The organism is Candidatus Rickettsia barbarica (genome assembly GCF_041477405.1).
Lineage (GTDB): Bacteria > Pseudomonadota > Alphaproteobacteria > Rickettsiales > Rickettsiaceae > Rickettsia > Rickettsia rickettsii.
Map to the genome: position 1 here is coordinate 126,595 of NZ_JBEWYL010000003.1, position 14,099 is coordinate 140,693.

A 14,099-nucleotide genomic window follows, 5' to 3' on the forward strand; every position below is an offset into this window, starting at 1 on the left:
TGGTCGCTCGCAATGACATTGAAATTAAGACATATGGAAATAACACATAATAAATGAACAAAAATAGTTTTATTACATTATTAATATCGCTATTGCTGCTTTCTGGTTGTACCGGCGATACTTGTATTGACCCTGATGATTTCGGTTTTATCAAATTCAATATCTCTGCTAGATATGATCCGGAAGAAATTACTTCAAGACAGGAAGGTAATCAGGTAGCACCATGGCGTGATAGTGCTTATAAAGTAAACGGCTATCCTTTAACCATTATGGTAAGACCGTGGAGTTATATACTTGGCGATAAAAATACTTCAGGTCAGTTATCTGCATGGTGTCCATGGTATGGTCAAAAAAATAACACAACTACTTTGGCTGCTTTTTGCGTTAAGCTACAACCGTGTACTTTTTGGGATAATACTAGACTTGATATGTGTACTCCTAATCCCGCGAATCAAAATGATGCAATGATTAGTAATGCTCCATGTATAATGACAAACGGTGTCGGGCTTTATTTTCTTATTGCCGCTAAAAATACCGATCCCAATATTTCACCGGACTCACAGAGTAAACCGCAAGGTATAACTCAGCATTTAGGAGAGGAGCTTACTTCGGGCTATGAATTTTATAGTACTAGTAGTACAGGACAATTCTTGAAAGCCGGCGGTATAAATTATCAATATAAAGGTGAAGATAAGTCAAAATATGCTCAATCTCCTCTTTATTTTAAGATTATAGATAAATTTTATAATGATAATAGCGGGCAATATAGATTAGTAATAAAGTCTGGAGTTACTGATACTAGACCCGATCCGCTACAATTTTTAACGGATTTAATAAAAGGAGTATTATTTGGTAAGGATGGGATTATAAAGAAAACTTATCAACAAATAATTGATACGTCGGGTTATAGGATGAGTGTCTCGGCTATTTTAACTCTATACATAATGTTTACAGGTTTTTCCTTTTTAATAGGTACTATAAACCTTACTTATGTCGAACTTATAGTTAGAATATTAAAAGTTAGTATAGTCTCAATATTATTAAGTACTGATAAAGCTTGGACATTTTTTCATGATTATTTATTCGTATTTTTTATTGATGGGGTTCAGCAAATACTGCAAATAATTAATGAAGCTTCGGCTACCGGTCCCGGTTCTCAAAGCTTGCTTGGGTTACTTATTTCTCCTCAAACTTTATCTAAATTATTTTCTTTACTATTTGTTGATTGGCTTGGTTTTATATATATCATTCTATATTTAATAGCCTTATATTTTATTTTCTTTCTTATATTTAAAGCCACTATTATCTATCTAACCGCTCTTATAACTATCGGTATGATTATAATTATGGGACCGATATTTATTTGTTTCATGTTGTTTAATATAACTCGTTCGTTATTTGAGAATTGGTTAAGACAATTAATATCATATGCATTACAGCCTATAATTTTATTTACCGGTATCGCTTTTATTTCAATGATCATCAGAACCGAAATATATTCAACGCTTGGTTTTGCAGTATGTAAACATGATTTTCCTAATTTAGGTCCGATAAATGAAATATTCGGTAGCTTCCTTGAGGATATAGATCCAAGCCTGGGTCATTCAATATTTTATTGGTGGTTCCCAGTACCGATGAAAGGCGGTATAAATAATTTCCACAAAGCAAATATATTAGTTCCTAAAGATCATATAATAGTAGATGATTCTTGTAAGAATGACCCTGATAAATGTAAGCATTGTGCTGCGTATGAGTGTATAGATGAACGCTATATTGAATTACCGTTTTTAGATTTAGTTAAAGATGCAAAAAGAATTAGTAATTTTATAAATGGGAAATTTGTCCAACTTGACGGGATATTACTAATTTTTGTGTCTATTTATTTGCTAAGTAAATTTAACGATACTGCTATATCGACGGCACAATTTATTGCTGGTACTTCAGGTAATGTAACAGAAATACAAAAAGTTAATCAGCAATCTTATGAATCTGCAGCGAAACAAATGAATAGACCGCTAAATTATGTGGCTAAGACGGTAAGTGCACCTGTAACTAGCCGTGTAAGTGCAGGGAAAGAGCAAGTTCGTATGTTTTTTGCCGAGAAATTTGAAAATATGATGATGGGAAGGCTTGAAAAGCAAGCTCTCGGTTCTTCAGCAAATAAAACCGTACAAAATGAGGTTAAGAGAAAATACGGTATAGATTCTAAAGATGTAAAAATGAATGCTATTACGGATTATGAAAACGGTATTGCAGGATTATTAAAGAATTTACCTAAGGGGAATGAATTAAAAGCAAAAGAACTATCGCAAATGAAGTTTACTCAGCTTCGAGATAAAATTGCTGCAAATAAATATGGAGTGAAAGATTACGCTGCTTTAAGTAAAGAACAAAAAGCTGAGCTTGATAAGTCATTAAAAGATGCTAACTTACGTGAACTCGCTAGCGATGCAAACTTTACTAGAGATTATCAAGATGCTTATAAAAATGCTCACCAAGAAATGTCCGGGCGAGGTGTTGGTCTGTTCGGTAAGAATATAGGAGTGCTTAGAAGTTGGCAAGAGATAAAGCATCGTGTTGATACAAAACGTAAATTAAAAGAAGAAAAGCGTGTAGGTATAGGCGAAAAAATATATGCAGGTTATACAGGAATAAAAAGAGGAGCTTTAACTGCAATAGTCGGTAAAGATTTACGTGATGCTTATGAGGGTAATCTAACCAGTGCCGAATGGCATGATTTTGAATATAACGATCCACGGCTTAGAACTTATAGCGAAAAATTAAAAGATGATGAAAAAGCACGAGAACATGAAGAGCTCCAAATGCATATTAATAAGGAGGCGCTAGCTGCTCAAGCAGATATATTATCACCGGAATATCTAGTAAGACTAGAAAAAGCAGGTAGACATAGTGATGTGGAATATTATCAAGAATTAGCTCAAAGAAAGCTTATTCATGAGGTGCATGGTAGGTTATTTGAGGAAGGTGAACCGGTAATGATGGGCGACAGATTTATGCGTGAGAAAGCTACTGATTCTCAGATGCGCGATATGATAGATAATGCTCATAGAAAATATGCAGAATTTATAGATGGAGATCGATATATTCGTCGCCAAGAGCATTATGATATTATGCACGAGAAAGCCCAGGAAAATTTAGAGCAAACTTATAAAGAGCTTAAAGATCATTTCAAAAGAGATGATATCAAGATCGAAGAAATGCCGGCATTAATAGCACAAAAAGTTAAAGATACCGCCGAGGGAGCTGCAATAGACCAAAAGATTACAGAAGAGCTTAATAACTTTAATGCTGATGTTAAAAATTATGAATATAGTACTGAAGTATTAAATAAAATAGAGGATAGAAAGCAAGTCATTACCGATGAAGTCAATGCTCAGATCGATAAGATTAATAAATATAGAGAAAATGCCAAAATGCAAACCTATGTAAAGCCTATAGTAAACGAGGGTAGAAAGCTAAGAAAATTAGAAGATCATTTAAGAAATATGAAGTAGAATAACTAATAATTGTTTTTTTAAACAATTACAGTATATAGAATATGTAAAAACAAACATATTGATGAACGATCAAACTAAAAATGGTTCTGAAGAACTCAAGTATTTATCATCAGATAAAAGCTTAAAACCGCAAAAAGTTGGGAAGAACTATTTACAGAACTAAGCTCAAATCCTACTAATGATTTTTTTCTGAAGGAAGAGAAGATTCTCCACCGCAAGAACGAAATTGGAAATTATTTAAATGATTGATATGTGGCTCTTATGTAATTCCTGCGAAAGCAGGAATCCAGAAAAATAACTTCAATATTGATATGGAAGTTACATATTTGATAAAATAAGCATATAAAAAACAAGTTTTTTTATGCTTGACTGGATTCTCATTTCTGCGGGAATGACATTATAAGGGTATTTGCCGAACTACGTAACAATGCCTACACGGAATTCGAATATACACTGTTGCGTTAATAGCATTTAAGAAATGCCCGCTAAAAACAATAATTAGTTGTCCCTTTATTAATTAACTTATATACGATCTAATTAAGTTAGTGATTAATTTATTAAGGGGTTTATGAAGAAGCAACATATAATAAACGAGACTTTTTTAGATGCCATTCTAGCTAAGAAATTAGGTACTACTTATACTCCTCCAAAAGAAATCAATGATCCTTGATGAAGCAGCAAAGCATTTCATCGATCTATTACTTAGAGCCGACGGCTTTAAGCCTGTTAAAACTGCAGTAGTTCATCTGATCGATACAGAATCATTACTTGGTGCAGTTAGAGCGGCACAATTTAATGTAATAAAACCGGTCTTGATTGGTCCACAACATAAAATTGAATCAGTAGCAAAAGTTAATAATGTCGATCTTGAGGCTTATCAAGTAATTAATGTTGAGCATAGCCACGAAGCAGCAAAAAAAGCCGTAGAGCTTGCGAAGAAAAGGGAAGTTGTGGCTATTATGCCAAGGGGAGCGCTTCATACTGATAAGCTTATGTCTGTGGTAGTTTATAAGGAGAATGGACTCTACGTACTGAACTTCGTATAAGCCATGCTTTCTTAATGGCAGTTGCTACATTTCCAAAACCGTTCATTATTACCGATGCTGCTATTAATATTCGTCCTATTCTAGAAGATAAGCGTGATATAGTGCAGAATGCTATTGATTTAATGCATATGATCAGAGAAGACACGCAGAGGTTAGAGTTGCGGTATTATTGGTAGTTGAGACGGTAACTTCTGCAATCCCTACAACCCTTGATGCTGCTGCTTTATCGCAAATGGTAGATAGAGGGCAAATTACGAATGCTATAGTTGATGGACCGCTTGCGTTTGATAATGCTATTTCTTTATTTGCTGCAGAAGCAAAATGCATTAGCTCTTCAGTTTCAGGAAATGCTGATATATTAGTAGTACCTGATCTTGAATCAGGCAATATGCTTGCAAAGCAGCTAAAATATTTGGGTCAAGTGGTTATGGCGGGTATCGTTCTTGGAGCCCGTGTGCCTATTATTTTAACAAGTAGAGCCGATCTTATGGATATGCGTATTATTTCCTGTGTACTTGCTTCATTTATTTATAATCACACTAAGGCGAAGCTACATATCCAAGCAGGTAAATAATGAAAAATGTTATTTTAATAGCTAATGCCGGCTCATCTAGTTTGAAAATTTCTATTTTTGAAATTCAGAATGAAAAAGTTAAGGATAAAATTTATAATATTTTTTTAGAAAAAATGATAATAAAATATTATTTCATATAAATAAAACACAGGCATCTGCTACCGACATTAAAGATGATGCTATTGAAATGATTATTGATCTTTTTGAAGATTGGTGGAAAAAACAACAAAATCTCAAGTTAATGGCAACCGGTTGCTGTATTGTCCATGGCGAGAAAATTTTTAATAAACTGGTTATTGTTAATGAAAAAGTTAGTGAAGATTTAAGACCATTAATACCTCTAAGCCCCTTGCATCAACCTTATAATTTGCAGGTACTGGCTTTATTTCTTCAAAAATATAAAGAAATCTCACATATAGCTTGTTTTGATACGTCGTTTCATTTTACCAATCCTCCTATTACAAAAGCTTTCGGTTTACCGAAAAAATATTATGATAAAGGGATAATTCGTTACGGTTTTCATGGGTTATCATATAAATATGTTAGTAGCCATTTTAACGAAATGACAAAGGAAGATTTACCTACAAAGACTATTATAGCTCATTTAGGACGCAAGTAGTAGTCTATGTGCTATTAAAAACGGTCTTAGTTTAACAAGTTCCATCGGCTTTAGCATACTTGACGGTATTATGATGGGTACAAGGACAGGTAACCTTGATCCTGGAGTAGTGTTATATCTTATCGATCATGAGTAAATGACTACGAAAGCGGTAACCGAGTTACTATATAAGAAATCAGGATTACTCGGTATGTCCAGTGAAAGCTCCGATATGCGTACTTTGCTTGCCAGTAACTCACCTGATGCTAAATTTGCTATAGATTTATTTGTGTATCGCATTGTACTTGAAATAGGTAAGCTAACTGCTGCACTTGAGGGAGTTGATTGTCTAATTTTTACTGCCGGTGTTGGACAGAATTCCGCTGTAATACGAGAAATGATTACTGAAAAACTTTTTATGGCTAGGCATTAAAATAGATGATACAAAAAACCAAAAAAATGAGCATCTAATAAGTGCTGAAAGCAGTAAGGTTAAAGTTTTCGCTGTGCCGACAAACGAAGAGCTAATCATCGCTGAGGAAGTGATGAAGTTTTTATAACACAAATTGGTTAATTTTTAATTACTTATACCTCTATTTTTCTTTATTAACTTTTTTTGAAATATATGCAACTATAGATATATTTTTAACTTAAATTTTGGGGGAAGTTATGCCAGAAGATTTTTTGATAAAAAGAAAGCAGAAAAACAAATAAAGGATATTAAAAATAATAAGATAAATCCATATAATGATGCAATGAAGAAAGATTCTAGCAAAGTGGGTTGATGCAGAGGCAAGTTATAGCTAAAAACGCAGCAGCAGGTTATAAGACAGAATTAAAAATAAAGCAGCAAGCAAAAGAAGCAGGTATTAGTTTAGATAAAGATGCTATGAGACGCTTAGAGAAAATAACAAGTCCATTAATATAGAAGCTGCTAAGAAAGCAGAATTTCAAAAATTTCAAAGTGATCAAGCTCATAAAACGCATCAACAAAAAGCTGAAGCATTTAGGAGTGGTACAACAGCTGCTGCTAAAAAACAAAGAAAAGAAGATTATAGGACAGGTGGGTGGGATAAATAATTAAATTATAATTTTATTGCGTTAATTGGTACTGTCTACTATTTTAAACGTATGTCTATACTTCATGCCACAATCTTAACCGTTTTTCCTGAAATGTTTCCTGGAACTCTAGGACATTCTTTAGCAGGACAAGCACTAAATAAAAATATTTGGTCATATGACGTTATTAATATTCGAGATTTCGGTTTAACTAAGCATAAAAATATTGATGATGAGGCTTATGGCGGTGGTAACGGGCTTATAATGCGTCCTGATGTTCTAGGCAGTAGCATAGATCATGCTCTTGCTTTAAATCCTAATGCTGAAATGTACTATCCTTCACCTCGCGGTAGAGTCTTTACCCAAAGCTTTGCTAAAGAGATGTTAAAAAATAAAAACCTCATATTCTTATGTGGACGTTACGAAGGGATTGACGAACGTGTAATTGAAGAGTATAATGTTAAAGAAATTAGTGTAGGCGACTACATTTTATCCGGCGGAGAAATACCTACCCTCACCATTCTCGATTGCTTAATTAGACTACTGCCAGGTGTTTTAATGAACCAAAATACCTTATCTTCTGAGTCTTTTGAAGAAGACGGGGAATTTAAGGGCAGGCTTGAATGCAGCCTATATACAAGACCTGAAATTTGGCGTGATCGAGCTGTACCGAGTGTTTTGTTATCCGGTAACCACAGGCTAATTAATGAATGGAAAAAAGAGCAATCACATATGATTACTAAATTACGCCGTCCGGAGTTACTTAAAGATTTATAGAGTTAAGGAGTTAAAAAATGAATATTATTGACCGCTTTGAACAGGAAAATATTTCAAAGCGTATTGCAAATAAAAAAATTCCTGATTTTGAAGCCGGCGATACAGTTAAGGTAACTGTTAAAATTATTGATAGATCGATTGAGAAAGACGGTAAGGAAAAATTAACGGAAAGATTTCAAGCTTATGAAGGTGTAGTTATCGCAAAAAGAAATCGTGGTATTACTTCATCTTTCTTAGTACGTAAAATTAGCCACGGTGAAGGAGTCGAAAGACGCTTTATGACTTACTCGCCGATAGTACACTCTATTGATGTAGTAAAATACGGAGTAGTTCGTCGTGCTAAACTTTATTATTTAAGAAATAGAAGCGGTAAGTCGGCTAGAATTAAAGAGAGACATATCCCTATTGCTAAAACTAAGGCAGCAAAAGCTTAAATATATTTGTATCTCTTATGTCATTACTGCGAAAGAGTGCATTGCTACGTGAATACTAAATACATCATTGCAAGCAGCCGTAGGCTGCATGGCAATCTCATGAAATAATAACAAACTCCTTAGATTACTTCGTAATTTCTTCGCAATGATGTATGCCTCAAATCCCTAAAGTATCTCTATAAAGCTCAAGCATAGCGTCCTGCTCGGCAAGTTTATCTTTATCCAATTTCTTTAGTTTCAATATAGATTTCATAGTTTTAACATCAAATCCATGTGAAGAAGCATCTTGGAAGATATCTTTTACTTCTTGAGATAAATCAGCTTTTTCTTGTTCTAATCTTTCTATTTTGCTTATATATTGCTCTAATTGTTCTTTTACTACTACTTCTGACATAAAAAATCATTTAACCTTTTTGAATTTACTATATAATACAAATATAATCCTTATTCAACAAAATATATAATAATGCAAATTTATCCTTTAAGACTTTTACCTAATAAAATCGATTTTGATTTTATGAATTTTAAAAAAGTTAGTTACACTTTCTCAATTATTTTATCACTCATTAGCTTTATTTGGATCGGTATATATAAATTTAATTTCGGTATTGATTTTGCCGGCGGTATAGTTATTGAAGTAAGGCTTGATCAAGCTCCTGATTTGCCAAAAATGCGTGGGGTTCTAGGCAAGCTTGGAATAGGTGAGGTGGTCTTACAGAATTTCGGTAGTGAGCGTGATTTATCGATTAGATTCGGTAGTAGTAGTGAAGAAAATCTCATGAAAAATATTGAGTTAATTAAAGGATTTTTGCAAAGTAATTTTCCGTATAAGTTTGAATATCGTAAGGTAGATTTTGTAGGTCCGCAAGTCGGTAGGCAGCTAATAGAAGCGGGGGCTATGGCGATGCTATTCTCTTTCTTAGCGATTATGGTTTATATTTGGGTGCGTTTTGAGTGGTATTTTGGTCTTGGTATACTTATCGCCTTAGTGCATGACGTAATACTCGCTCTTGGGTTTATGAGTATGACAAAGCTTGATTTTAACTTAAGTACTATTGCTGCAGTGTTAACTATTATAGGTTATTCCGTTAATGATTCGGTAGTAATATATGATAGGATTAGAGAAAATTTACGTAAATATCATAAAAAAAATATCACGGAAATTATAAATTTAAGTATTAATGAGACTTTATCAAGAACTATTTTAACTGTCATTACCACGTTACTTGCCAATTTAGCCCTTATTCTTTTTGGCGGTGAGGCAATCCGTAGTTTTAGCGTACTTGTATTTTTTGGGATAATAGCCGGTACTTATTCCTCAATTTTTATCTCTGCTCCGATACTTACAATGTTTGTTAATAGGAAGTTTAATAAAAAAGTAATAGAAAGGTAAAGAATCATCATTGCGAGCAGGCATTGTTGCTTGGGCCGGCTTTATTGTCATTGCGAGTGGCCATAGCCTGCATGACAATCTCAGGATTTTGGCACGAGGTTGCTTCGTCAAAATTTTCAATTTTTCCTCGCAATGACGTTTTTAAGCCATAACGAGAATAGTTTATGCTAAAAGAAGAAGACAAAATTTTTACTAACCTGTATGGGCAGCAAAGCCATGATTTGAAATCTAGCAAGAAGCGAGGCGATTGGGAGAATACTAAAGCTTTGCTTGATAAAGGTAGAGATTTCATCGTTGAAGAGGTTAAGAAATCAGGGCTTAGAGGGCGAGGAGGTGCTGGATTTTCTACCGGTATGAAATGGTCATTTATGCCTAAAAATTTAGAGAAGTCTTGCTATTTAGTAGTAAATGCCGACGAGTCTGAGCCTGGTACTTGTAAGGATCGTGATATATTAAGGTTTGAGCCGCACAAATTAATAGAAGGTTGCTTGCTTGCAAGCTTTGCTATAGGAGCGAATAATTGTTATATCTATATTAGAGGTGAGTTTTATAATGAAGCCTCTAATATTCAGCGTGCCTTAGATGAAGCCTATAAAGAAGGGTTAATAGGAAAGAATTCTTGCGGTTCGGGCTTTGATTGTAATATTTATTTACATCGTGGGGCGGGTGCTTATATTTGTGGCGAAGAAACGGCATTGCTTGAAAGCTTAGAAGGCAAAAAAGGTATGCCTCGTTTAAAGCCGCCTTTTCCTGCCGGCTTTGGGTTATATGGCTGTCCGACTACTATAAATAATGTTGAGTCTATCGCAGTAGTGCCAACCATTTTAAGACGAGGAGCTAGCTGGTTTGCTGGTATAGGTAAACCTAACAATACGGGCACTAAGATTTTCTGCATATCAGGGCATGTTAACAAGCCTTGTAATGTTGAGGAAGCAATGGGTGTTTCGTTAAAAGAATTGATTGAGAAATATGCGGGTGGTGTTCGTGGTGGATGGGATAATCTTAAAGCCATAATCCCGGGCGGTTCTTCCGTGCCTTTACTTCCTAAGTCATTATGTGAAGTGGATATGGATTTTGATAGTTTAAGAACAGCAGGTTCTGGACTTGGTACAGGAGGTATTATAGTTATGGATCAATCTACCGATATTATTTATGCAATAGCAAGGCTTAGTAAATTTTACATGCATGAATCTTGCGGGCAATGTACTCCTTGCCGTGAGGGTACGGGCTGGATGTGGCGAGTTATGATGCGACTAGTTAAAGGTAATGTCAAAAAATCTGAGATAGACGAACTCCTTAACGTTACGAAAGAAATAGAGGGGCATACTATCTGTGCTTTAGGTGATGCAGCAGCTTGGCCGATTCAAGGGCTGATACGCCATTTTAGAAGCGAGATTGAGGCAAGGATAAAGAGTGATAGTGTGGTTTGACTTTTTATCGTCATTGTGAGGAGATATTGCCTGCGTGGATACTAAGCCGTCATTGCGAGCGACTGAAAGGAGAAAGGAGCGTGGTAATCTCATGAAATAATAACAAACTCCTGAGATTATTTCGTCAATTACTTTGTAATTTCCTCGCAATGACGATTCCAATTTATAAATAATTAAGAGATTATGCAAACAGATAATACAAAATCAAACACTAATAAAACAGCTAAGCAAGAGTGGGGGTCTTTTGCTTTTGTAATATGTATCGCTTTACTTATTAGAATACTTATTATGGAGCCGTTTACCGTGCCGACCGGGTCTATGAAAGCAACCCTACTTGAGAATGATTATATATTTTCTACGAAATATAGTTATGGTTATAGTAATTATTCTTTATCTTTTTTTGATTTTATTCCTCTTTTTAAAGGGCGCATATTTGCTCGTGAACCGGATCGTGGCGATATTGTAGTTTTTCGTCCGCCTAACGATATGAGTGTTAGATATATAAAGCGTTTAATAGGGCTACCCGGTGATAAAATTCAATTGATTGATGACGTAATATATATTAACGACAAAAAAATAGAACGCACGGAAGTTGGAACTTATATAAGCGAAGAGGGAATAAAATATTTAAAGTTTAAAGAAACACTGCCAAACGGTAGAACATATTTTTCTTATAAGCTTGCTCCTATTTATGGCGTTATATATAATGATAGATACGGTAATACGGATGTTTTTTATGTACCTGAAGGGCAATATTTCTTTTTAGGGGATAATAGAGATCAGTCAAATGATAGTAGAGTAAATCTTGGATTTGTACCGTTTGAAAATTTTATTGCTAAAGCACAATTTATTTGGTTCTCAACAAAAATAACTTGGTGGGATAATGATATAGGAGTTATTAATCTAGTACTAAAGTTAAAGTCATGGATTGAATCTGTTAGGTTAAATCGAATTTTCAGAAATCTTTATAACACGGATGCGTAATGGAATCATTTGAGAAGTTAGAAAAGCTACTTAGCTATAGTTTCAAAAATAAAGAGCTTTTAATAGAGGCGTTGAGTCACCCGTCTTTAAGGCAACATCACGAGTACAAGGATAATAAAGATTATGAACGATTAGAATTTCTAGGTGATGCTGTATTAAATTTAGTAATCACAGAAATTTTATTTAGAAATTTTGCAAATTATAATGAGGGGAATTTAGCTAAAATTAGATCATATTTGGTTTGCAAAGAAACAATATGCATGGTTGGAGCTAAACTTACTTTAAAAAATTATATAATTATGACTCATGGCGAAGAAGTAGCAGGCGGGCGTGATAATCTTAATAATATAGAAAATGCCACGGAAGCTTTAATTGCAGCTATATATCTTGATAGCAATATTGAAACAACCCATGATATTATCGAGAAGTTATGGGCAGAATTTATAAAAGTTCAGAATTTAACGGATTATGACCCAAAAACTGCTTTACAAGAATGGGCTCAAGCTAGTGATCATCACCTACCTATATATCGTCTGATAAAAAGCGAAGGAGCCTCCCATTCATCGACTTTTACGGTTCTTGTAAAAGTAAAAGATTATGAACAAACAGGCACTGGTCACGCAATAAAAGAAGCAGAGAAAAACGCAGCACGCAGCTTATTGCATAGACTTAAAAATGACTAATAGACATCTTGCCAAATTCGCTTATAGAGAGGAATTTAAAGGAGACACGGAAGCACTTGCCGCCGCAGTACGCGAGGATGTGAGTACTGGATCGACGTCTCAATTACCTCTAGAAGTGCAGTTTGGGAAGATGTCTAATCAGAAAACGGTATCGGTTTGTATAATCGGGCGACCTAATAGCGGAAAATCAACTTTATTAAACAGAATAATCGGTGAGAAGCTTTCAATTGTTACCCCAAAAGTTCAAACTACTAGGTCAATTATTACCGGTATTATTACCTTAAAAGATACACAGGTAATTTTATACGATACGCCCGGTATATTTGAGCCGAAAGGGCGCTTAGAGAAAGCAATGGTAAGATGTGCGTGGTCTAGTTTGCATAGTGCGGATTTAGTTCTGTTAATTATTGATAGTCTAAAGTCGTTGGATGATATAACGCATAATATTGTAGATAAGCTTCGCTCACTTAATATTGTTCCGATATTTTTATTGAACAAAATAGACATCGAATCAAAATATCTAAATGACATTAAAGCTTTTTTAACAGAAAATCATCCTGATAGCTTGCTTTTTCCTATATCTGCTTTATCAGGCAAAAATATTGATGGATTACTTGAATATATAACAAGTAAGGCCAAAATTTCTCCTTGGCTTTATGCGGAAGACGACATAACGGATTTACCTATGCGTTTTATTGCAGCAGAAATTACAAGAGAGCAGTTATTTTTAAATTTGCAGAAAGAACTCCCTTATAAATTAACTGTACAAACCGAAAAATGGGAAGATCTTAAAGACAAATCCGTAAAGATTAATCAAGTTATAGTAGTTTCAAGAGAGAGCTATAAAACTATAATACTCGGTAAAAATGGCTCTAAAATCAAAGCAATAGGAGCAAAATCCCGAATGCAAATGGAGAGATTTTTTGGATTTCCTGTTCATTTATTTTTATTCGTTAAGGTGCGTGAGCTGTGGGAGAATAATCAAGAATTTTATCAGTATATGAAGATATAAAGCTGTCACCCTGTGGCTTGACAGGTTTTGTTGGATCGTTTTCGATGTCATTCCCCCGAAAGCGGGAATGACATAAAAGCCATATAATAATGCCAATAAAAATAACATTAAATAATCATGATAATACTTGGGATTGATCCGGCACTTGGGAGTCTTGGATGGGCAGTAGTGGCAAAGGAGACCGCACAGTTGAAATATTTAGCTAGTGGTATTATTAGAACAAATAGTAAGGATGCAATTCATCATAGACTTGCTTTTATTAATAGTACATTAGAAAAAGTAATATTAGAATATCAACCAAATATGGCAGCGATTGAAGAAACATTTGTTAATACTAATAGCGTGACTTCTTTAAAGCTTGGATATGCTAGAGGGGCGATAATGTCGCTGATCGGTAGATATAATTTGGACATGCGAGAGTTTAAGCCAAATACGGTAAAAAAAACCGTAACAGGATATGGGCATGCAGAGAAAGACCAAATGTTGCATATGATAAAGCTTTTGCTGTCTGGCACTGCCTTAATTACCAATTCTGATGAAGCTGACGCCGTAGCGATTGCCTATACCTGCTTAGTTACAAAAAATTATTAA

The 14,099-nt window shown here is 34.5% G+C and carries 11 protein-coding genes and 2 pseudogenes; 12 read left to right on the forward strand and 1 reads right to left on the reverse strand.

All coding sequences use genetic code 11. The features are described from left to right. Positions 1 to 53: 53 nt before the first annotated feature. The 6 genes and pseudogenes from ABVF33_RS05300 (at position 54) to rplS (ending at position 8,006) form a co-directional block, all read left to right on the forward strand. A complete protein-coding gene (locus ABVF33_RS05300; RefSeq protein ID WP_499706545.1) occupies positions 54 to 3,515 on the forward strand; it encodes a TrbL/VirB6 family protein in 3,462 nt (1,153 codons plus the stop codon). Positions 3,516 to 4,086: 571 nt separating this feature from the next. Beyond that, positions 4,087 to 5,138: pseudogene (locus tag ABVF33_RS05305) on the forward strand (phosphate acetyltransferase). Then, positions 5,138 to 6,296, forward strand: a pseudogene (locus ABVF33_RS05310) (acetate/propionate family kinase). The pseudogenes ABVF33_RS05305 and ABVF33_RS05310 overlap by 1 nt, the downstream one beginning before the upstream one ends. Before the next feature lie 224 nt (positions 6,297 to 6,520). After that, entirely contained in the window at positions 6,521 to 6,664 is a 144-nt protein-coding gene (locus tag ABVF33_RS05315; RefSeq protein ID WP_499706546.1) for a hypothetical protein, read from the forward strand. A gap of 203 nt (positions 6,665 to 6,867) precedes the next feature. Beyond that, complete coding sequence (gene trmD, locus ABVF33_RS05320) at positions 6,868 to 7,572, forward strand: tRNA (guanosine(37)-N1)-methyltransferase TrmD (protein WP_499706547.1); 705 nt, start codon at positions 6,868 to 6,870, stop codon at positions 7,570 to 7,572. 17 nt (positions 7,573 to 7,589) lie between these two features. Next, positions 7,590 to 8,006, forward strand: a complete 417-nt coding sequence (gene rplS / locus ABVF33_RS05325) for a 50S ribosomal protein L19 (protein ID WP_499706548.1) — start codon at positions 7,590 to 7,592, stop codon at positions 8,004 to 8,006. A gap of 157 nt (positions 8,007 to 8,163) precedes the next feature. Here the strand turns inward: rplS and ABVF33_RS05330 are convergent, their stop codons facing one another. Further along, positions 8,164 to 8,400: a DUF2312 domain-containing protein gene (locus ABVF33_RS05330; RefSeq protein WP_499706549.1), complete on the reverse strand. Its 237-nt coding sequence runs from the start codon at positions 8,398 to 8,400 to the stop codon at positions 8,164 to 8,166. A gap of 72 nt (positions 8,401 to 8,472) precedes the next feature. Between ABVF33_RS05330 and secF the strand changes: the two genes are divergently transcribed. From secF to ruvC, 6 genes are all read left to right on the forward strand, one after another. Then, positions 8,473 to 9,399 carry a protein translocase subunit SecF gene (secF, locus tag ABVF33_RS05335; RefSeq protein ID WP_010976830.1) on the forward strand — a complete coding sequence of 309 codons (927 nt, stop codon included), beginning with the start codon at positions 8,473 to 8,475 and terminating at the stop codon, positions 9,397 to 9,399. A gap of 164 nt (positions 9,400 to 9,563) precedes the next feature. Beyond that, positions 9,564 to 10,829 (forward strand): NADH-quinone oxidoreductase subunit NuoF, encoded by a 1,266-nt coding sequence (gene nuoF / locus ABVF33_RS05340; RefSeq protein WP_499706550.1) that lies wholly within the window; start codon positions 9,564 to 9,566, stop codon positions 10,827 to 10,829. 183 nt (positions 10,830 to 11,012) lie between these two features. Next, the gene (lepB, locus tag ABVF33_RS05345; RefSeq protein ID WP_499706551.1) at positions 11,013 to 11,813 is read left to right on the forward strand and encodes a signal peptidase I; all 801 of its coding nucleotides are present in this window, start codon (positions 11,013 to 11,015) and stop codon (positions 11,811 to 11,813) included. Further along, positions 11,813 to 12,496, forward strand: coding sequence for a ribonuclease III (gene rnc, locus ABVF33_RS05350; protein ID WP_499706552.1), 684 nt, complete (start codon positions 11,813 to 11,815; stop codon positions 12,494 to 12,496). The genes lepB and rnc overlap by 1 nt, the downstream gene beginning before the upstream one ends. Then, complete coding sequence (gene era, locus ABVF33_RS05355; protein ID WP_499706553.1) at positions 12,489 to 13,508, forward strand: GTPase Era; 1,020 nt, start codon at positions 12,489 to 12,491, stop codon at positions 13,506 to 13,508. The genes rnc and era overlap by 8 nt, the downstream gene beginning before the upstream one ends. A gap of 117 nt (positions 13,509 to 13,625) precedes the next feature. Next, a complete protein-coding gene (gene ruvC / locus ABVF33_RS05360) occupies positions 13,626 to 14,099 on the forward strand; it encodes a crossover junction endodeoxyribonuclease RuvC (RefSeq protein ID WP_004996663.1) in 474 nt (157 codons plus the stop codon).

Bases quoted from the DNA above. Each gene is read 5' to 3' on its own strand.
- era (WP_499706553.1), top strand. From the start codon at position 12,489: ATGACTAATAGACATCTTGCCAAATTCGCTTATAGAGAGGAATTTAAA.
- ABVF33_RS05330 (WP_499706549.1), bottom strand. From the start codon at position 8,400: ATGTCAGAAGTAGTAGTAAAAGAACAATTAGAGCAATATATAAGCAAA.
- nuoF (WP_499706550.1), top strand. From the start codon at position 9,564: ATGCTAAAAGAAGAAGACAAAATTTTTACTAACCTGTATGGGCAGCAA.
- secF (WP_010976830.1), top strand. From the start codon at position 8,473: ATGCAAATTTATCCTTTAAGACTTTTACCTAATAAAATCGATTTTGAT.
- lepB (WP_499706551.1), top strand. From the start codon at position 11,013: ATGCAAACAGATAATACAAAATCAAACACTAATAAAACAGCTAAGCAA.
- ABVF33_RS05315 (WP_499706546.1), top strand. From the start codon at position 6,521: ATGCAGAGGCAAGTTATAGCTAAAAACGCAGCAGCAGGTTATAAGACA.
- ruvC (WP_004996663.1), top strand. From the start codon at position 13,626: ATGATAATACTTGGGATTGATCCGGCACTTGGGAGTCTTGGATGGGCA.
- rplS (WP_499706548.1), top strand. From the start codon at position 7,590: ATGAATATTATTGACCGCTTTGAACAGGAAAATATTTCAAAGCGTATT.
- rnc (WP_499706552.1), top strand. From the start codon at position 11,813: ATGGAATCATTTGAGAAGTTAGAAAAGCTACTTAGCTATAGTTTCAAA.
- ABVF33_RS05300 (WP_499706545.1), top strand. From the start codon at position 54: ATGAACAAAAATAGTTTTATTACATTATTAATATCGCTATTGCTGCTT.
- trmD (WP_499706547.1), top strand. From the start codon at position 6,868: ATGTCTATACTTCATGCCACAATCTTAACCGTTTTTCCTGAAATGTTT.